At 66.0% G+C, this 18,027-nt stretch carries 18 protein-coding genes; 9 read left to right on the forward strand and 9 right to left on the reverse strand.

Features of this window, described 5'->3' with window-relative positions:
• Nucleotides 1-1,730 (reverse strand): PAS domain-containing methyl-accepting chemotaxis protein (locus tag GSQ79_RS03600; protein WP_158807371.1); only part of this gene is annotated, 1,730 nt, incomplete at its 3' end.
• A gap of 234 nt (nt 1,731-1,964) precedes the next feature.
• On the opposite strand from GSQ79_RS03600, the gene GSQ79_RS03605 reads away from it, so the two are divergent.
• From GSQ79_RS03605 to GSQ79_RS03620, 4 genes are all read left to right on the forward strand, one after another.
• Nucleotides 1,965-3,083 (forward strand): aminotransferase class V-fold PLP-dependent enzyme, encoded by a 1,119-nt coding sequence (locus GSQ79_RS03605; RefSeq protein WP_158807372.1) that lies wholly within the window; start codon nt 1,965-1,967, stop codon nt 3,081-3,083.
• 61 nt (nt 3,084-3,144) lie between these two features.
• Entirely contained in the window at nt 3,145-3,366 is a 222-nt protein-coding gene (locus GSQ79_RS03610; protein ID WP_158807373.1) for a hypothetical protein, read from the forward strand.
• A 136-nt stretch (nt 3,367-3,502) separates the two neighbouring features.
• A complete protein-coding gene (locus GSQ79_RS03615; RefSeq protein ID WP_158807374.1) occupies nt 3,503-4,729 on the forward strand; it encodes a multidrug effflux MFS transporter in 1,227 nt (408 codons plus the stop codon).
• 330 nt (nt 4,730-5,059) lie between these two features.
• Nucleotides 5,060-5,620, forward strand: coding sequence for a hypothetical protein (locus GSQ79_RS03620; protein WP_158807375.1), 561 nt, complete (start codon nt 5,060-5,062; stop codon nt 5,618-5,620).
• Nucleotides 5,621-5,685: 65 nt separating this feature from the next.
• Here GSQ79_RS03620 and GSQ79_RS03625 read toward each other — a convergent pair whose 3' ends face one another.
• Nucleotides 5,686-6,426, reverse strand: coding sequence for an SDR family oxidoreductase (locus GSQ79_RS03625; RefSeq protein WP_158807376.1), 741 nt, complete (start codon nt 6,424-6,426; stop codon nt 5,686-5,688).
• 96 nt (nt 6,427-6,522) lie between these two features.
• Between GSQ79_RS03625 and GSQ79_RS03630 the strand changes: the two genes are divergently transcribed.
• Entirely contained in the window at nt 6,523-7,434 is a 912-nt protein-coding gene (locus GSQ79_RS03630; RefSeq protein ID WP_158807439.1) for a LysR family transcriptional regulator, read from the forward strand.
• A 109-nt stretch (nt 7,435-7,543) separates the two neighbouring features.
• On the opposite strand, the gene GSQ79_RS03635 is transcribed toward GSQ79_RS03630, so the two are convergent.
• From GSQ79_RS03635 to GSQ79_RS03650, 4 genes are all read right to left on the reverse strand, one after another.
• Nucleotides 7,544-7,951: a hypothetical protein gene (locus GSQ79_RS03635; protein ID WP_158807377.1), complete on the reverse strand. Its 408-nt coding sequence runs from the start codon at nt 7,949-7,951 to the stop codon at nt 7,544-7,546.
• Between the two features lie 67 nt (nt 7,952-8,018).
• On the reverse strand, nt 8,019-10,331 hold the full coding sequence (locus GSQ79_RS03640) for a xanthine dehydrogenase family protein molybdopterin-binding subunit (protein WP_158807378.1): 2,313 nt from the start codon (nt 10,329-10,331) through the stop codon (nt 8,019-8,021).
• Nucleotides 10,331-10,807: a (2Fe-2S)-binding protein gene (locus tag GSQ79_RS03645; protein ID WP_158807379.1), complete on the reverse strand. Its 477-nt coding sequence runs from the start codon at nt 10,805-10,807 to the stop codon at nt 10,331-10,333. The genes GSQ79_RS03640 and GSQ79_RS03645 overlap by 1 nt, the downstream gene beginning before the upstream one ends.
• A 252-nt stretch (nt 10,808-11,059) precedes the next feature.
• A complete protein-coding gene (locus GSQ79_RS03650) occupies nt 11,060-11,218 on the reverse strand; it encodes a hypothetical protein (protein WP_158807380.1) in 159 nt (52 codons plus the stop codon).
• Nucleotides 11,219-11,415: 197 nt separating this feature from the next.
• Here GSQ79_RS03650 and GSQ79_RS03655 point away from each other — a divergent pair, with 197 nt between their 5' ends.
• The 4 genes from GSQ79_RS03655 to GSQ79_RS03670 all read left to right on the forward strand — a co-directional run bounded on the left by GSQ79_RS03655 (nt 11,416) and on the right by GSQ79_RS03670 (nt 15,284).
• Nucleotides 11,416-13,371, forward strand: a complete 1,956-nt coding sequence (locus tag GSQ79_RS03655) for a PAS domain-containing sensor histidine kinase (protein ID WP_158807381.1) — start codon at nt 11,416-11,418, stop codon at nt 13,369-13,371.
• Nucleotides 13,361-13,963, forward strand: coding sequence for a response regulator FixJ (gene fixJ / locus GSQ79_RS03660; RefSeq protein ID WP_158807382.1), 603 nt, complete (start codon nt 13,361-13,363; stop codon nt 13,961-13,963). Before GSQ79_RS03655 ends, fixJ begins: the two co-directional genes overlap by 11 nt.
• A gap of 101 nt (nt 13,964-14,064) precedes the next feature.
• Nucleotides 14,065-14,442 (forward strand): response regulator transcription factor, encoded by a 378-nt coding sequence (locus GSQ79_RS03665; protein WP_158807383.1) that lies wholly within the window; start codon nt 14,065-14,067, stop codon nt 14,440-14,442.
• 104 nt (nt 14,443-14,546) lie between these two features.
• A complete protein-coding gene (locus tag GSQ79_RS03670; protein ID WP_246725084.1) occupies nt 14,547-15,284 on the forward strand; it encodes a helix-turn-helix domain-containing protein in 738 nt (245 codons plus the stop codon).
• Nucleotides 15,285-15,353: 69 nt separating this feature from the next.
• Here the strand turns inward: GSQ79_RS03670 and GSQ79_RS03675 are convergent, their stop codons facing one another.
• The 3 genes from GSQ79_RS03675 to GSQ79_RS03685 are packed head-to-tail and all read right to left on the reverse strand — an operon-like array spanning nt 15,354 to nt 17,889.
• Complete coding sequence (locus GSQ79_RS03675; protein ID WP_158807384.1) at nt 15,354-15,860, reverse strand: YaiI/YqxD family protein; 507 nt, start codon at nt 15,858-15,860, stop codon at nt 15,354-15,356.
• The gene (locus tag GSQ79_RS03680) at nt 15,850-16,467 is read right to left on the reverse strand and encodes a response regulator transcription factor (protein ID WP_158807385.1); all 618 of its coding nucleotides are present in this window, start codon (nt 16,465-16,467) and stop codon (nt 15,850-15,852) included. Before GSQ79_RS03680 ends, GSQ79_RS03675 begins: the two co-directional genes overlap by 11 nt.
• Nucleotides 16,468-16,488: 21 nt before the next feature.
• Entirely contained in the window at nt 16,489-17,889 is a 1,401-nt protein-coding gene (locus GSQ79_RS03685; protein WP_158807386.1) for a sensor histidine kinase, read from the reverse strand.
• Between the last annotated feature and the right edge of the window lie 138 nt (nt 17,890-18,027).

Raw genomic sequence — 18,027 nt, forward strand, 5'->3', positions numbered from 1 at the left:
GGACGTGCGCCAGGCGCCGGCATACGCGGCTTGGCGAACGCGTGCGGCGCGGCGCGTTCCAGCTCGCGGCGCATCGCGGCGTCCGGCTTGTCGCCACCAACCTGGAATTGTCCGATCAGGCGCGACAGCTGCGCGGTCTCCTGCGACAGTGCGTGGCTCGCTGCAGTCGATTCTTCCACCATGGCCGCGTTCTGTTGCGTCACCTGGTCCATCTGGTTGATGGCGATATTGACCTCTTCGAGGCCGCCCGATTGTTCCTTGGCGCCGGCGGCGATCTCGGCGACGACGCCGTTGATCTCGGCGACTTGGCTCATGATCCGTTCGAGCGATTTGCCGGTTTCGGCAACGAGCTTGACGCCATGCTCGACCTGCGCGCTCGAGGCCGAAATCAGACCCTTGATTTCCTTCGCCGCCTCCGCCGAACGCTGCGCCAGCGCGCGGACTTCCGACGCGACGACCGCGAAACCGCGGCCGGCGTCACCCGCGCGCGCGGCTTCGACACCCGCGTTCAGCGCCAGCAAATTGGTTTGGAACGCAATTTCGTCGATGACGCCGATTATTTGGGTGATCTGCTGCGCGGACTTGGAGATGGCGTCCATCGCGTCCACGGCTTGCCGCACCACGACGGTGCTTTTCTTCGCGTCTTCGTCGGCGGTCGCGACCACTTGGCGCGCATGGTTGGCGCCATGGGCGGACTTCTTCACCGTCGCGGTGATTTCGTCGAGCGCGGCCGCGGTCTCTTCAAGAGACGCCGCCTGCTGCTCGGTGCGGTGCGAGAGGTCGTCGGCGGCGGCCGAAATATCCTGCGTGCCGGACTGGATCGCGCTCGTGCTTTCGGCGATCTGCAGCATCGTCGTGCGCAGATTTTCATGCGCCATGTTGTAATCGACGCGCAGCTTCTCGAAGGCCGGGATGAAGCTGCGATCGATGCGGTAGGCGAGATTGTTGTTTGCGAGCTGCGCCAAACCGACGCCGATCTCGGTCAGATCGGTGATGTCGGTAGCGAACTTCACCACCTTCACCACCCGCTTGCTCATGTCGAAGATCGGATTGTAGGAGGCTTGGATCCAAACCTCCTTGCCGCCCTTGGCGATACGCTTGAACGAGGTGGAGACGTATTCGCCGCCGTTCAGCTTGCGCCAAAAATCCTGGTATTCGATGGACTGGCCGTAGGCCGGCTCGACGAAAAGGCGGTGATGCTGCCCTTTCACCTCTTCGAGGCGATAGCCCATCAGGCTCAGGAAATTCTCGTTGGCGGTGATGACCTCGCCGGTGGGCGTGAATTCGATCATGCCCTGGACCCGCGAGATTGCGTTGAGCTTGCCTTCGAACTCCGCGGTCTGCAGCTTGGCGTCGGTGGTCAGCGTCGCGACCTTGACGACTTTGAGGGTGATTCCCTTGGCATTCTTCACCGGGTTGTAGGACGCCTGGATCCAGATCTCGCGACCGCCTTTGGCGATGCGTTTGTATTCCTGGGCGTCGTATTCGCCGTGGCTTAGTTTGGTCCAGAACGCGCGATATTCGGCGCTCGCCGCATAGTCCGGCGCGACGAACATGCTGTGATGCTGGCCTTGGATCTCCGCGAGCGAATAGCCCACCGCGCCGCAAAAGTTCTCGTTCGCCGTGATGATCTTGCCCGTCGGCTCGAACTCGATGATCGCGAGCGAGCGGCCGAGGGCCTCCAGCACCGCCTTGGCATCCGACCCGGAAGAAGATTTGAACTCGAACATGGCAGGCGGTTCCTCGACAGCTCACCGGTCGGTGGCATTGAACTGAACTTAGGAACGTTGCGTTAAAGAACTCTTTGGGGTGGTTGCATGCGCCACGATATGCTCGTCGAACTTGAAGGCCCCATTTTAATAAAGGGTTGAGCCTGACTCTCGTCGATGGGGTATCGACGGAACAAGCCGAACCGACGTGTCCTCGGTTTGAGGGACAACCGCCAAGTCGCTATAGGTCTTGCCATGCAAACGGTCCTTCCGCTCCCGTGCCAGCGCGCCCTCTTCGAGGTGCCGCCGCACATCAGCTACCTCGATGCCGCAGCGTGGTCCCCGCTCCCGCGCGGCGTCAGCGCGGCCGGCGCCACAGGTCTGCTCGCCAAACGCCAGCCGTGGTTTTACGCGCGCGAGGATGTGGTCGCCTGGACCGCGCGGGCGCGGGCCGGGGCGGCCGCGCTGATCGGCGCGACGACGGACGACATGGCCATCGTCGGCTCGGTCAGCCACGCGATGGCGACGGCGGCGCGCAACATCATCCCCATACCCGGCGGCCGTATCCTGCGCGTTGCCGAGGAATTTCCCTCGCTCTGCTTCGCCTGGGACCGACTGGCCGATGCGCGTGGCCTTGTTGTGGAGGTCGTCGCGCGGCCGGCGGATGGCGACTGGACGGCGGCGCTGCTCGCCGCCATCGCGCGCCCGGGCGCCCCGCCGCTGGCCGTGGCCACGCTGACGCCGCTGCATTGGTCCGATGGCACGCTCATCGATCTAAACCGCATCGCGCCGGCCGTCCACGCGGCGGGCGCGGCCCTGGTGGTGGATGCCACCCAGGCCGTCGGCGCCATGCCGATCGACGTCGGCCGCCTCAAGCCGGATTTTCTCGCTTTTCCCACCTACAAATGGGCGCTCGGGCCCTACAGCCTCGCATTCCTCTACGCCGCGCCGCATCGCCAGGACGGCACGCCGCTCGAGGAGAATGACGGCAACGGGTCCTCGGCCACGGGTGCCCAGCGCTATGACAAGGGCGAGCGGGACGATCCCATGGCCATGCCGATGGCGGCGACCGGCCTGGAGCTGATCGCAGGCTGGGGTGTGCCGGCGGTGGCGGCGCGTCTGCGCGGCCTTACCGACCTGCTGGCCGATGGCGTCACGGCCGTGGGCCTCGCCGTCGCGCCACGCGCCTTGCGCGCGCCGCATATTCTGGGCGTCGCGGTGCCCGGCGGCCTGCCGCCCGACCTTGTCGCGCAGCTGCGCCAGCGCGACGTCTTCGCCAGCGTCCGGCTCGGCGGCCTGCGCCTCAGCCCGCACGTCTGGGTCAACGAGGCGGATATCGCCCGCTGTCTCGACGCCCTGCGTGCCATCCTGTGATCGACGGCTGGACCTTCGCCGCGGCGCCGGCTACCGCATCGGGGATCGCAGAGGAGCAGTCATGGGTCTCTCAACTATCCGGGGCTTGATCGCCGGCGCCGGTTTGCTGCTCGTCACGGGCTGCGCGCGGGATCCCTCGCTCGCCACCGCGTCGCCAGGCCAGCACCCCAAAATCGCGTTCGATGCGGCGCGGGACCGATGCGGCGTCACCGTCGCCGATACGGTCGCGGTGCAGCGGTGCATGCGCGCGCAGGGCTGGATCTACCGCCTGCCCTGGCAGTGACCACGGGTCTGTCCCACCTGTCATCGGATCGCCGCAAAAGACGGGTTGAGTAAAACCATCCCCGCTGCGCCCGAAGCGTCCGTGCCTGTTTTCTGGCAAAAGGTCTACGCGCGCAAAACCCGCACGAGACCGTCTTTTGAGGGCGACCCCCACCTCTTTCACCTTCGTCCTGCTGATGAGCCTGCTCGGCGCGCTGTCCGCCTTCGCCACCGACATGGCGCTGGCCGCCACCGAGCCGATGGCGCGCGAGCTCGGCGTGTCCGCGGGCGGCATCGGCCTCGCGCTATCCGCCTTCATGATCAGCTTCGCGGTGTCGCCTTTGGTCTACGGACCGCTGTCCGATCGCTACGGGCGTCGCCCGGTCGCGCTATTTGCCTGCTGCGTCTACATGATCGGCGGCTTCGGCTGCATCTTTTCCCATAGCCTGCCGGCGCTGCTGGCCTGGCGCTTCGTCCAGGGCATCGGCGGCGGGGCGCGGCCGCTGGCGCTCGCCATCATCGGCGATCATTTCAAAGGCGCCGCGGCGCGCGAAAAAATGTCTTACGTCAGCGCCTTGAGCCTGCTCGCGCCGCTGCTGGCGCCGACCATCGGCGCGCTGCTGCTCGGCCTCGGCAGCTGGCGGCTGATCTACGTGTTCCTCACCGTGACCGGGACGCTGGCGCTGAGCCTGCTCTGGCTGCGGCTCGACGAGTCGCTTCCCATCGAGCGGCGCAGCGCGATGTCGCCGCGCGCCGTCGCCGGGCACTATCTCAGCGTCTTTCGCAATCGCCGCTCGCTCGCCTTCACCGTCGTCGCCATCGCGATGTTCGGCGTCATCTTCGGCTACGTCAGCGGGTCGCCGCTGGTGATGATCGGCGCGTTCAAGCTGACGCCGGCGCAATATGGCCTGACCTTCGCGCTGAACTCCTTCGGCCTCCTCGTCGGCAATCTCGTCAACGCGCGCCTCAACGCCGCCGGCGTCCGGCCTGCGGCCCTGCTGATGACCGGCCTGCTGCTCGTCTGCCTGAACACGCTGGCGCTGCTCGCCATCACCTGGTTCGGCAACGCCGGGATCGCGGCGTTCCTGCCGTTCCTGTTCCTGGCGATGATGGGCTGCGCCATCGCCAACACCAACGCGCTGCAGCTGGCGATCGAACCGCTGCTGCATATCGCCGGCACCGCCAGCGCCGCCGTGGTGTCGGCGCAGCTCGGGTTCGGCGCCCTCGCCGGGTTCCTGGTGGCGGATCTCTACGACGGGCGCAGCGCGCTCTCGACGGTGGCGGTCATGGCCGGCTTCGGGGTGATCGGGCTGGCGGCATTCCTGCTGCGCCCGGCCCTCGTGCCGCAGGGTTCGCGCCCGGCCCCGGACCGTCAGACGGTGTGAGGGGGGCTGCATTTGGAGACGTTCGCCGACACGTCCCGGCGTGGCCTTCAGAGACGCGAGTGATCGGGTCGGCTCTTGAAACGTGTCGGCTCGTTAAAACTCGGCTCAAATCGTAAACAAAACCTTGCCAGGCCGATCCGCCGTTGGACCGATCGCAGGACATCCTTGCCAAGCCATGAAACGGCGTATCGGCCCGAATCGTTAGGCGGATCTTAACCATGTCGCGCGACGGGACCGCGCCGGTAAACCCGACTTAACCAGCTTCTGTAACGCTTCGTTGACTCGATCCTTGAGTATGGCGCGTTCATTCGACGCGTTGGGGGCAGGCTAATGGCACGACAGGCAGCACCGGCAAGCACGACATCCCGCGCGCCGCACCGCGTCCAAAAACTGTCCCTCGCGGCTGTGGTGATCGCCGGCTTCAACAAGGCAGGCCTCAACAACGTCCTGGCGTCGGCGGCCGTCACCCTCGGCGCGCCCGCGGCGGCGGGCGCCTTCGTCTACGAGGTCTCGTCGCTGCGCGGCGCCCAGCTGCAACACGAGGCGACCGACCGCGCCGAGTTCCTGCACATCGCGACGGAGCCGGCGCCGGCGCTGGCCGAGGGCATCACCCCGAGCCTCGCCGCCGCGCCACCGCCGCGCCCGGACTTCGGCCGCAAGCTCGACGGGATGATCGCCAGCCGCACCAAGCTTCTGGATATCTTCGGCGACGAGCCGAGCACCGTCGCCCCGATCTTCGTCCGGATCATCCGGCAGATGCTGAGCGACGACACCGCGACCTTCGCCGCGCTGCCGGCACAGCAGGACGACGCCGGCGCGGAAACGCTGGAGGCCAAGGCGGAGCGCCTGCGCGCGGTCCACGCGCGGCTCGCGCATCTCGTCGGCACCTGAAGGTCCGCGCCCGGGGCGCTGGCGAACCGCGGAACGACAGGCTGCGTCAGCGCCAGCCCGACCGCTCAGACCGAGCCGCCGTTGGCGCGCAGCACCTGGCCGTTGACCCAGCCGCCATCGGGGCCGGCGAGGAAGGCGACGACGGCGGCGATGTCGTCGGGCTGGCCGAGACGGCCGAGCGGAATGGTTTTGGTGATCGTGTCGACCAGCGCCTGGGGCTTGCCGTTCAGGAACAGTTCCGTGGCGACCGGTCCCGGCGCAACGGTGTTCACGGTGATTCTTCGCGAGCCGAGTTCCTTCGCCAGGATATGCGTCATGGCTTCGACGGCCGCCTTGGTCGCGGCATAGACGCCATAGCCTGGCTGGTAGAGCCCGATCACGCTCGACGAAAAACTGACGATGCGGCCGCCGTCGCGCAGCCGACGCGCGCCCTCGCGCATACCGCGGAACACGCCGCCGAGGTTGACGGCGAGATGCGCGTCGAACGTCGCGTCATCCACCTCCGCGATGGGGGCAAGCTTCATGATCCCGGCGTTGTTGACCAGCACGTCGACGCCGCCGAAGGCGTGTTCCGCGGCAGCGAACAATTTCGGCATGGCGGCCGCGACGCCGACGTCGCCTTGAACCGCGAGGGCTGCGCCGCCGGCCGCTTCGATTTCCCGCACGACGGCCTCGGCCGCCTGCTTGCCGCCTGCAAAGTTGACGACGACGTTGAAGCCGTCCTGCGCGAGGCGCTTGGCAATGGCGGCGCCGATCCCCTTGGATGCGCCCGTCACGATGGCCGTCTTTTTATCCGGATTGCTCATTCTCGACTCCTATCGCTGTGACGCGACCTTACAGAACCAGGAAAATCGGATAATCCTCGGCCTCTCGGCATCAGCATTCAGAAAAAGCGAACAATGATGGACCGTCTCGACAGCATGCGGTTGCTTGTGCGCGTCATCGAGCGGCGCAGTTTCAGCGCCGCGGCGCGCGACATCGGCGTCCCGCGCTCGACGGCGACCGAAGCTGTAAAACGGCTGGAGGCGCGGCTCGGCGCGCGCCTGCTGCAGCGCACGACGCGCCACGTGGCGCCGACCCTGGATGGGGACGCCTATTATCGGCGGTGCCTTGCCATCCTGGCCGATGTCGAGGACGCGGAAAGCGCGTTTCGCGATGCCCAGCCGCAAGGGCTGCTGCGCATCGACGTCCACCCGCTGCTGGCGCAGCGGTTTCTGCTGCCGCACCTGCCGGCGTTTTTGGCGCAGCATCCTGGGATCGACCTGCACATCGGCAATGGTGATCGCTTGGTCGACTTGGTCCGCGAGGGCGTGGATTGCGTATTGCGCGCCGGCGAACCGGACGACAGCGGCATGATCATCCGCCGCATCGCGACGCTCGAGGAGGCGACCTGCGCCAGTCCCGCCTATCTGGCCGCGCACGGGACGCCTGCCTCGCCCGACGATCTTGCCGGGCATCGCATGGTCGGGTTCGTGTCGTCGCGCACCGGCGACGTCCTGCCGCTCGAATTCACCGTCGACGGCGGCCTGCGCAAAATCACGCTGCCGAGCCGGATCACCGTCAACGGATCGGGGACGATGGCTGAACTCGCGCGTCTCGGCTTCGGCCTCGTCCAGGCGCCGCGCTACCGGTTCGAGGATGATTTTGCGCGCGGCACGCTCGTCGAAGTTTTGAAGGACTTTCCGCCGTCGCCGACGCCGTTGTCCGCGCTGTACCCGCAGAATCGCCACGTCGCGCCCCGTGTGCGGGCTTTTCTGGACTGGGTGGTCGGGGTTTTTGCGGAGAGCACGCTCGGCGTTCCGGCTCGACCTTGAAACGAGGCCGTCTTTGCGAGCGGAGCGAAGCAGCCCAGAAGCCACCAGACCGCTAGCTACGACACAGCAGCCCCTGGGTTGCTTCGCTTCGCTCGCAATGACGCAGAGATCAGTCGTTCAATTGCCCCTTGGCCTTCGTCACCGCCGCCATGCAGCCAGCCTCGTCGCCCTTGCCCTTGGCCACGCGCGCTTCGTTGATGCTGGCTTTCGCCTGCATCACCCGATCGCCGGAGCCGCCGGCCTGCGCCGCCTGGGTTGTCGCCTGCGTCTCCTTCGCGCCGCCGGCCGGGCCGGCCTGGCCGCTGGTCACCGGCGCAGCGCTGTCGCGCGACGCCATGGCCTCGCTGTTGCGCTTGGCGGCAACGCCCTCGCCGCCGCCCGACGTCGCGACGGCCTTGGTGGCCTGCGCCTGGACCTTTGTGTCCAGCGTCGCCAGTTCGTCGTCGCAGGACGCCCAGGCGGGCGCGGCGGCGAACAGCGCGAACAGGCTTGCCGCAATCGGCATGGTCATTTTCATCATATGATCCTCATCATCTCACAATCCGACGCGCGGGCAGTGCAGACCGCCCGCGCGGATGAACGTCTTAAGCGCTCAGCTGATTGCGGATCGGCAACTGGCGGATGCGCCGTCCGGTTGCCGCGAAGATCGCGTTGATGATGGCCGGCGCCACCGGCGGTACACCGGGTTCGCCGACGCCGCCGAGGACATGCGCATAGTCCGGGTTGGGGATCAGGTGCACATGGATCGCCTTCGGGGCTGCGTCGATCCGGGTGATCTCGTAGCCGTCAAAATTGTTCTGCTGCGCCTTGCCGTCCTTGAAAGTGATTTCGGCGGTCAGGGCCAAGCCCATGCCCATCACCACCGCACCTTCCATCTGCGACCGGATGCGTTCCGGATTGACCTGCGGGCCGCAGTCGATCGCGATATCCACGCGGGGAATCGTGATCGCCCCCTTGTCGTCGACGGCCACTTCGACCGCCACCGCCGTGTAGGTGACGAAGCTGTAGTGCCCGGCGACGCCGAGTCCAGACCCCTTCGGCATCTTGCGGCCCCAGCCGATCCCGTCCGCCGCCGTCTCGATCACCTTGCGCAGGCGCCCGGTGTCGATTGGGTAGAGTTTGGGATCCTCGCCGTGGTTCCACACGTCGCCGATGCTGGTCGGGTCGATCTGGCGCGCCGGCCCGATGACGTCGAGCAGGTAGTCCTTGGGGTCGCGCCCCGCCGCATGCGCCAGCTCGGCCACGAAGGACTGGATGGCGAAGGCATGCGGGATGTTGGACACCGAACGGAACCAGCCGATGCGCACATGCGCCGGCGCCGCCGGATTCTCCATCCGCATGTTGGGGATGGCGAAGGGCGTGTTGACGAGACCCATGCCGAGTTCGAACGGCAGTTCGTTCTCGGCGCCGGCAACGAAGATCGAGCCGATGGTCGGCGCGACGCTGCGATGCAGCCATGCCGTCGGCATGCCCTTGTCATCCACCGTCGCCTCGATGCGTTCCACCGAAACCGTGTGGTAGAAGCCGTGGTGGATGTCGTCTTCCCGCGTCCACTGCAATTTGACGGGCTTGCCATCCATCACCTTGCTGCACAGCGCGGCTTCGACGACGTAATCCGGCTTCGACTTGCGACCGAAACCACCACCCAGAAGGGTGACGTTCACCCTGACCTTGTCCTCGCCGACGCCGAGCGCTTTTGCCGTGTTGGTGCGGGCGGCCTGCGGCGCCTGGACCGAGGTCCAGATCTCGCAATTGCCATCGACGATGCGCGCGACGGCGGCCATCGGCTCCATCGGAGCCTGGACGAGATGCGGGATGTAATATTCCGCGGTGATCTTGTTCTTCGCCTTGGCGAAGACGCCGTCGACATCGCCCTGCGCGCGAACGACCTTGCCGGGCTTGCGCGCGGACGCTTCCAGCTCGGCGCGATAGACCGCCGAGTCGTACTTGGCATTAGGACCATCATCCCATGTGATGGCGAGCTTTTCCCGGCCCTTCATCGCGGCCCAGGTGCTCTTGGCAATGACGGCGATGCCGCCGAGCGGCTGGAACATCACCGGCGCCGACGGCGCGGCGATCTGGATCACCTTGACGACGCCCGGCACCTTCAAGGCTTCGGCAGCATCGAAGCTCTTCACCGTGCCGCCGAACACCGGCGAGCGCGCGATGACGGCGTAGAACATGCCCTCGAAGCGCGTGTCGGCGGCGTAGATCGCCTTGCCCGTGGTGATCGGCACATTGTCGATGATGCCGATCTTGCCTTTGCCGATGTAGCGGAAGTCCTTCTGGTCCTTGAGGGCCACGGTTTCGCGCGCCGGAATCGGCAAGTCCGATGCGGCTTTGGCGAGGGCGCCGTAGCTCAGCGTCTTGCCGGACTTCGTGTGCGTCACGACGCTGTTGAGCGCGGTGATCTCGGAGGCCGGCACGCCCCACTGCTTGGCGGCGGCTTGAATCAACATCATCCGCGCGGCGGCGCCGGCGTGGCGCATGTGCATGAAGAACTGGCGGGTCGAGCGCGAGCCGTCGGTGTCCTGGTTGCCGTACTTCAGCTCATCGGCCTCGGCCTGCCTGACGTGGACCTTGGCCCAGTCGGCTTCGAGCTCGTCGGCGATGATGATCGCCCAGCTGGTGCGCACGCCCTGCCCCATGTCGGAGCGGTGGCAGGTGATGGTGACGGCGCCGTCCTCGGCGATCGCCACGAAGATCTTGGGGCTGTCCTGCCAGCCGTGCGGCATGCCGTCGGCGCCGAAGCCTGCAGCCTGGGCCACGTTCGGCAGGGCGACCGCGAGTACAAGCGCACCGGCGCCGCCCAAAAGACTGCGGCGGCTGAGGTTGACGATCTGGCCGACGTCCGAGGTGTCGGCGGTCATCCCGGAATAGGAATGGTCGTGCGTCATCACAGCGCTCCCTTTTCGGGCGCGGCGGTCATGCCGGCGGCCTGCTTGATGGCGGCGCGGATGCGCGGATAGGTCCCGCAGCGACAGATGTTGCCGCTCATCGCATTGTTGATGTCGTCGTCCGTCGGCTTGGGCGAATCCTTCAGCAGCGACGCGGCCTGCATCATCTGCCCGACCTGACAGTAGCCGCATTGCGCGACGTTGAGGTCGCGCCAGGCGACCTGAACCGGGTGGTTGCCGTCCGGGGAGAGACCCTCGATCGTGGTGATCTGCTGGCCGTCGGCGCTCGACACCGGGGTGATGCAGGCGCGCACGGCCTGGCCGCCGAGGTGGATGGTGCAAGCGCCGCAGAGCGCCGCGCCGCAGCCGAATTTGGTGCCGGTGAGGCCGAGTTCATCCCGCAGGTACCACAGTAGCGGGGTCTCAGGGTCGCCATCGAAACTGCGCATATCGCCGTTTACGGTCGTCTTGATCATGGATCTTGTCTCCAACGGAGCGGCGGGTCCGGCGCGTCTCATACAGACGTGTGCGGGCCGGTCATCGTTGCGGGAGTCGGGCTCCGTTATGGACATAGGCGTAGCATGAGGGGCGTGGCGGGTTCAACCGAGATTGGAATCGGTCCAAAGCAGCGGCCGCAAAGAGTGCAGGCTTTGGCGTGCGACCCTCTGCTCTTACACTTGGAATCGCCGCGGCGCGCTGCGCCGGCAGCTTCAGCGTTGCCGGCATCGTCAGCGCCCCCGCGCATCCCCGCGCCGCCAATTCCCCGACGCTGCCGGCAACGATCGCATGGCGGGGCCGGCCGCCGCCCAGGCCGCCATGGCCTGGGTGCAGCACAGGATCTGTCCGCCGCGATCGGTGAACAGCGCCTCGTGCGGCATGTCCCGCACGACGTGCCGGGGATCCTGACCGAGCACGGCCGCCGCCGTGGCGAAGACAGCGCCGTCTTGGCCGCCGCGATGCAGCAGGCCGGCTGCGCAGATGCCAAGGCATAAAATCCGTTGCCTCGTCGAAGATTTGCCCGAAAATGGAGAAACGACACGGCGCTATGGCTATGATAACTTTAACCTTTGTTGGAGGGGTGTGGATGAAGACAAGTTCGTCCACGGATAGCCCATCGGTCGATCTGTCGATCCTGTTTTCCACGCTGTCCCACCCCTACGTCGCCTTCGAGCGAAACCTTGTCGTTGCTGCCGCGAGCGAGGATTATCTCCGCCAAACCATGACGACGCGAAAAGACGTGATCGGACGGCATCTGCAGGATGCGTTTCCGATGAATCCATCCGGCGGATCCGAAACGTTGGACGCCATGTGTGCCTCGATCGAGGAGGTCTTCGCGAACGGCAAGAAGACCGACCTTCGCAGCCGCCGCTACGATATCCGCCGCCCCGACTTCGACGGCACCTTCGAAGAGCGCTATTGGAACATCCAGAACGTCCCGCTCGTCCTCGACGCCAGCGGTGCGGTGGCGTACGTCGTCCAAAGCATCGAGGATGTCACCGACTCGCAGCTGAAGATCAAAAATGCGGAGGACCGCTTCCGCTCCGCCGAAGAGCGCTTCGAAGCGACGTTCGAACAGAATGCCGTCGGGATCGCCCTGATCGCCCCGGACGGCCATTTTCTCCGGATCAACACCCACTTCGGCGATCTTCTGGGCTACGACCACGACGAGATCCTGGGCAAGACCATCGGGGCGATGACCCACCCTGACGACCTCGAGGCGAGCACGGAGCAGGTCGCTGCCCTGCTGAACGGCGTCGGGCTGCCCTATACGATCGAGAAGCGCTACATCAAGAAGGATGGAACGCCGCTCTGGGTTCGGGTCACCCGCACCCTTGTGCGCGACCTCTCTGGAAAACCCGCCTACTTCGTGGCCGTGGCCGAGGATATCGCCGACCGTAAGGCCGCAGAGGCGGCCTTGATGCAGCGCGAAGCCTATCTCCAGTCCATCCTCGACACCGTCCCTGCGGGCATGATCGTCATCGACCACCAGGGCGTCATCGAGTCCTTCAGTCGCGCGGCCGAGCGGCAGTTCGGCTATGCCGCCGGCGAGGTCGTGGGACGAAACATCAAGATCCTGATGCCGAGCGGCGATCGCGAGCGTCACGACGACTATCTCCAGCATTTCAACAGGACCGGCGAGGCTCGCATCATCGGCAAGGACCGGGTCGTGACCGGCGAACGCAAGGATGGATCGACCTTCTCGCTGAACCTGTCCGTCGGCGAGATCTCACCGGGGTCGCGACGCCACTTCGTCGGCTTCATCCAGGACCTGACAGACCGTCAGGCCGCGGAAGCGAGGATGAGCGAGCTGCAGGCGGAGCTCATCCATGTCTCGCGGTTCACCGCTCTCGGCGAGATGGCATCGACCCTGGCGCATGAACTCAACCAGCCTCTGACCGCGATCACCAATTTTCTGAAAGGCAGTCGGCGCCTGCTGGATCAGGGTGGGGAAGCTCACGGGGCGATGCTGAGCCACGCGGTGGATCAGGCGGCGGACCAGGCCTTGCGGGCGGGACAGATCATTCGACGGTTGCGCGCCTTCGTAGAGCGCGGCGAAAGCGAGCGTCAGCGCGAAAACCTGCCGAAGCTGATCGACGAAGCCAGCGCCCTTGCCCTTCTGGGCGCGAAGGAAGGCGGTGTCCGCGTGTCGTTCGCGCTCGATCCGGCCGCCCAGACGGTGGTCGTTGATCGCATCCAGATCCAGCAGGTCCTCTTCAATCTGATGCGCAACGGCATCGAGGCGATGCAGGACATGCCGATCCGCAACCTTCAGGTTGCGACATCGCTCAAGACGGACGGGATGGTCGACGTCATGGTGTCCGACACCGGCACGGGACTGGCGCCGGACATCGCGTCGAACTTGTTCCGACCCTTCATGACCACCAAGCCCACGGGCATGGGGTTCGGCCTGTCGATCTGCCGAACCATTGTCGAGGCCAACAAGGGGCGGATCTCGGCAGGCCCGAACCCGGGTGGGGGCACGATTTTCCGCTTTACCCTTCCGACGCCGGAGACGGAGGAGTCTGGCCATGTCGGATAAGGCGACCGTGCATATCGTCGACGACGACCTCGCCGTGCGTCAATCGCTTGCGTTCCTGCTGGCGACCGCCGGCATCGGGGTGCGCCTCTACGATTCCGCGTCAGGCTTTCTCAACTGCCTTGCCGGCGCGTCGGCAGGGTGCGTGGTGACGGATGTCCGCATGCCGGAGATCGGCGGCCTCGAGCTTCTGCGCCGGCTGAAGGCCGCCGGCTCGTCCTTGCCGGTCATCGTCATGACCGGCCATGGCGACGTCGCCTTGGCCGTCGAGGCGATGAAGGCCGGTGCGACGGACTTCATCGAAAAGCCGTTCGACGACGAACTCTTTCTTCAGGCAATCCGGTCGACGTTTCAGAACAGAAGCGCCGAGGATTCCGGCGCGCTCGCAACACGCCTGAAGCTGGAAAGCCTGTCGCGGCGCGAGAGACAGGTGCTCGACGGTGTTCTCGCGGGGAAGCAGAACAAGGTCATCGCACACGAGCTCGGACTGAGCCCGCGCACGGTGGAGGTCTATCGCGCAAAGGTCATGGCGAAAACGGAAGCCACCAGTCTTCCCGATCTCGTCAGGGCAGTGCTGAACAGCGGCTACGGATAGATCACCGGGTCCGAAGTTGCGGCAGATCAAGGTTTGCCGCCAGCGAAGGCTTATGTTGGGCAAGCGCCGCACCGGGTCGCGGCCGCGCTGGAGGCTCAGGTGTGGTATCGGTCGTCCTCGTCGAAGACGATAAAGCCGTCAGGGAGGCGCTGCGCTTCTCGCTTGCCATCGAAGGCTTCGACATTCTCGCCTACGATAGCGCGGAGGCCTTTCTGAGGGATGACCACGCGCTCTTGTCGCAATGTCTCGTGGTCGATCAGCAGATGCCCGGGATGACCGGCATCGACCTCGTCGCCGCCTTGCGGAAACGCGAGTGCCTGATCCCGTCGATCCTCATCACCACATGGCCGCGCCAGGCGCTTCGCATGCGCGCCTTTCAGGCCGGATGTCGGGCCATTCTTGAAAAACCGCTCAAAGGCAACGTCCTGTCCGACTGCATCCACGCGGCGATCCGCGAGGCGCGCAGCCGGCCGGCGTAGGCACCTGCACTACGTACAAACCCTATAGGGGACGGCCCCGAATGTCCTGGAGAAGACGCCCGTCGTACCAAGGCTCACGCTGATGTCACAGGGGAGCGCCCAGAATGCATATGGCTTCCGAAATCCACCGAGCGACACCATCGGCGGCTGTGATCGACCGGCACGGTCTGCATTTCGAGCACCCTGCCACGCCTGCGCCGTCGGCCTCAGATATGGGCGCGGTCCGCTCGTTCGCACGGGACCAGCAGATCTTTGGCGACGGCGATCCGGCTGACTTTTTCTACAAGGTCGTCTGCGGCCCCGTCCGCACCTATAAGCTGCTCGTCGACGGGCGCCGGCAGATCGACGCGTTTCATCTGCCGGGCGATGTTTTCGGCCTGGAAGCCGGGATCGTCCATCGCTTCGCTGCCGAAGCGATCCAGGACGTCAAGCTACGCGCCTTCCGCCGCCGCGATCTCGGCACGATGATCGAGACCGACCCCGCGGCGATCAACGCGCTCATGCTGGCCATGGCGAAGGCGCTCGAACGCGCCCAGGACCACATGCTGCTGCTCGGACGCAAGTGCGCGCGCGAAAAGATCGCGACGTTTCTTCTCGGCATGTCCGAACGCATCGCGAACACGCAGACGATCGAACTCCCGATGTCCCGCACCGACATCGCCGACCATCTCGGACTGACGATCGAAACGGTGTCGCGGACGCTGACGCAATTGCATCGCGAGCACGTCATCGACATTCCATGCGGACGCCGCGTGATCGTGCTCCGCAACGCTTCCGCGCTCAGGCAGATGGAGTCCGGCAACAGCGACGAGACCGAAAGTCTTCTCCGGCTCTGTGCCTGAACAGCGGTTTCAAGCTCGTTTGGTCTCAAAGTTTTTGTTGGCGGAGCCATCAGGCAATCCGGCGCGGCTTTAGACCCAGGACTGCGCCCCTCGGTAGCCATGCCGCTGCAGCCGGCTGATCGCCAGATCCAGCGCCGACAGAAACGCCGACCGGTCGCGCGGCGTGAAGGGTTTTGGCCCCCCGGTAACTTCGCCGCTGGAGCGCAACGAGTCCATCAGGTTGCGGGTGGCCAGCGCATCGCCGATCGACTGCGGGGTGAACGCCTTGCCGTAGGGCGCAATGACCGCCGCACCGGTCTTGATGCAGCGCGCGGCGAGCGGCACATCGGCGGTGATCACGATGCCGCCGCTCTTCGCCCGCTCGGCGATCCAGTCGTCGGCGACGTCCGGCCCTTCGGCCACCAGAATGCGCTCGATCGCCGGCGTCTTGGGCACCATCATCGCCGCGTTGGCGACGACGAAAACTTTCACCTTGTAGCGCTGCGCCACCTTGTACACCTCGTCCTTCACCGGGCAGGCGTCGGCGTCGATGAAAATGGTGATGGCGGTGTCGGCCTGGGCTTCATCAGGAAGCATGCAGTTCCACCGCCACGCGGATCAGGTCGCTGGTGCGTTCGACCAGCATTTTCTGCTTGATCGCCGTACACGTGTTGGCGACCGTCTTGTAGGAAATGCCGAGCTGGTCGGCGATATCGGACAGGCCTTTGCCTTTGGCGAGCAGGCGCATGATGTCGAGTTCGCGCGCCGACAGCGCCTTGCCGGATTCGTGGGAGTCGAGCACGTTGAGGGCGAGTTCGGCGGCAAGGTCGCGTTCGACGTAGCGCTCGCCGGCCATCACCTTGCGGATCGCCTCGACCAGTTCGTCGGCACTCGCCCCTTTGCTGACGTAGCCCTTGGCGCCGGCCTGCAGAGCCCGGGCGACATACACGGGTGTCGTGTGCATGGAGAAGATGAGAACGCGGGTGCGGGCGTCTTCGATCAGCAGCCGCTTCAGCAGATCGAGGCCGCCGGCACCGGGCAGGTTGAGATCGAGGATCACCATTTCGGGCTTTTCCGCACGAAAAACGGTGAGCGCTTCCTTGCCGGTGCCGGCTTCCAGCACCACCGCGTCGGCGACGACGGAGAGCAGCCGCCGCACGCCCTCGCGCACCACCGTGTGGTCGTCGACCAGAAGAACTTTCATGCGGAATGTCCCACTTTCTCTTCAAAGAGGCGGAGCATCGGATCGCCCGCAAAAGTCTGCAACCTTTGCGTCCGAGGCTCGATCGCCTTGCATCGTGTCGTCGCGATCGATGCGGATCGGCAGCGCCGCCTCGATGATCACGCCATGCCCTTCGGGCCGGTCGCGGATGGCGAGACGGCCCCCGACGGCCTTGACCCGCTCCTGCATGCTAGCCAGCCCAAAGCCAAGAGGCGTCTGCCCGGGCGCGAAGCCTGTGCCGTCGTCCTCGATCCGGATCGTTAGCATAGTCTCGCTTTGGACGATGCATACGGCAATCGTCGTGGGATCAGCGTGGCGAATGGCATTGCTGAGACTTTCCTGGACCACCCTGAAGGCCACCGCATCGAGCGGTGGGTCGACCGGGTCGTCGGTCAGGTCCATGGTGAAGGTGATCGCCGGGCGACGCAGGCGCCAGAAGGCGACGAGATTGTCGATCGCGCCGGCAAGTCCGAGGTCGATGAGCGTTTCCGGCGCCAGGCGGCGCAGCACGCCCTTCAGATGTTTCTGCATGTGACGCACGGACTCGGCGATGGCGTCCGCGCGGGGCGCGACCTCCAGGATCCTCTCGGCCGCCAGATACTGTCGGATCATCGCCGCGTCGGCACCGACGGAGAACAGGAAGGGCGCGACATCGTCATGGAGGTCGCGGGCAAGTTCGGCGCGTTCCTCTTCCTGAAGATTGAGGATCTGCTCGTGGAGGTCGCGGTTCTGCGCCCGCATCGCCGCGAGCCGTTCGGCCATGGTGTCGAATCCGTCGCGCAGCGGCTGCAGCTCGCGGTACATCGTGGGGGACAGCCTCGTGGCGTAATCGCCTTCGCCGATCCGCGACAGCGCCGTGAGCACATCGCGCAATGGCTGTAACGCACCGCGGATAGTCCAGAAGGCCAGGGCCAGCACCATGCTGAAGAACAACACCATGATGGTGGCGGTGAGCAGCACGTCGCTCCAGGCCTCCGCCACCTCGTTGTGGGGATCGGCCTCGAGCCGCAGGGCGCCGACCGCGTCGAACGGCGCGGCCAGGCGCAGATCCACGCGCGTCGCCGGGCCGGCGACCATCGTCAGGAACCAGGCGGGAGCCGGCTCATCGGGCTGCAGCAGGGTCGATTGCGCGAGGATATGGCCGTCGGGGGCCGTCAGCACCGCCATGATATGACGATCGCCATCGAAATCTTCGACCAGGCGGCGCAGCCGCCGCGCGGGGGCATCCGTGCCGTCGCGGCCGTCGACCGCCTTCGCCGCCGTCTGGGTCCCAACGGCGAGCGCCGCCTGCATCTCGGTGCGCACCTTCGCCACCACGTGCCAATAGGTCAGCGCCGCGCCGAGGGTCAGGCTCAGCAGCAGAACCAGGGTGATCGACAAGGCAAGGCGGCGCTGGATGGACATGCCCCAAGCCTATCGCGCATCTCTGCCGAGGACCAAGAGGTCCGTGCGTCAGGCGCCCGGCGGTCGGCCCTTCGGCGGCGACCCCATCGCCCGGCACTCGCGATTCGTGACGCGCTCCCAGATCGGTCGCTTCGGCGG

It is taken from the genome of Beijerinckia sp. L45, assembly GCF_009765775.1.
Taxonomy (GTDB): domain Bacteria; phylum Pseudomonadota; class Alphaproteobacteria; order Rhizobiales; family Beijerinckiaceae; genus RH-AL1.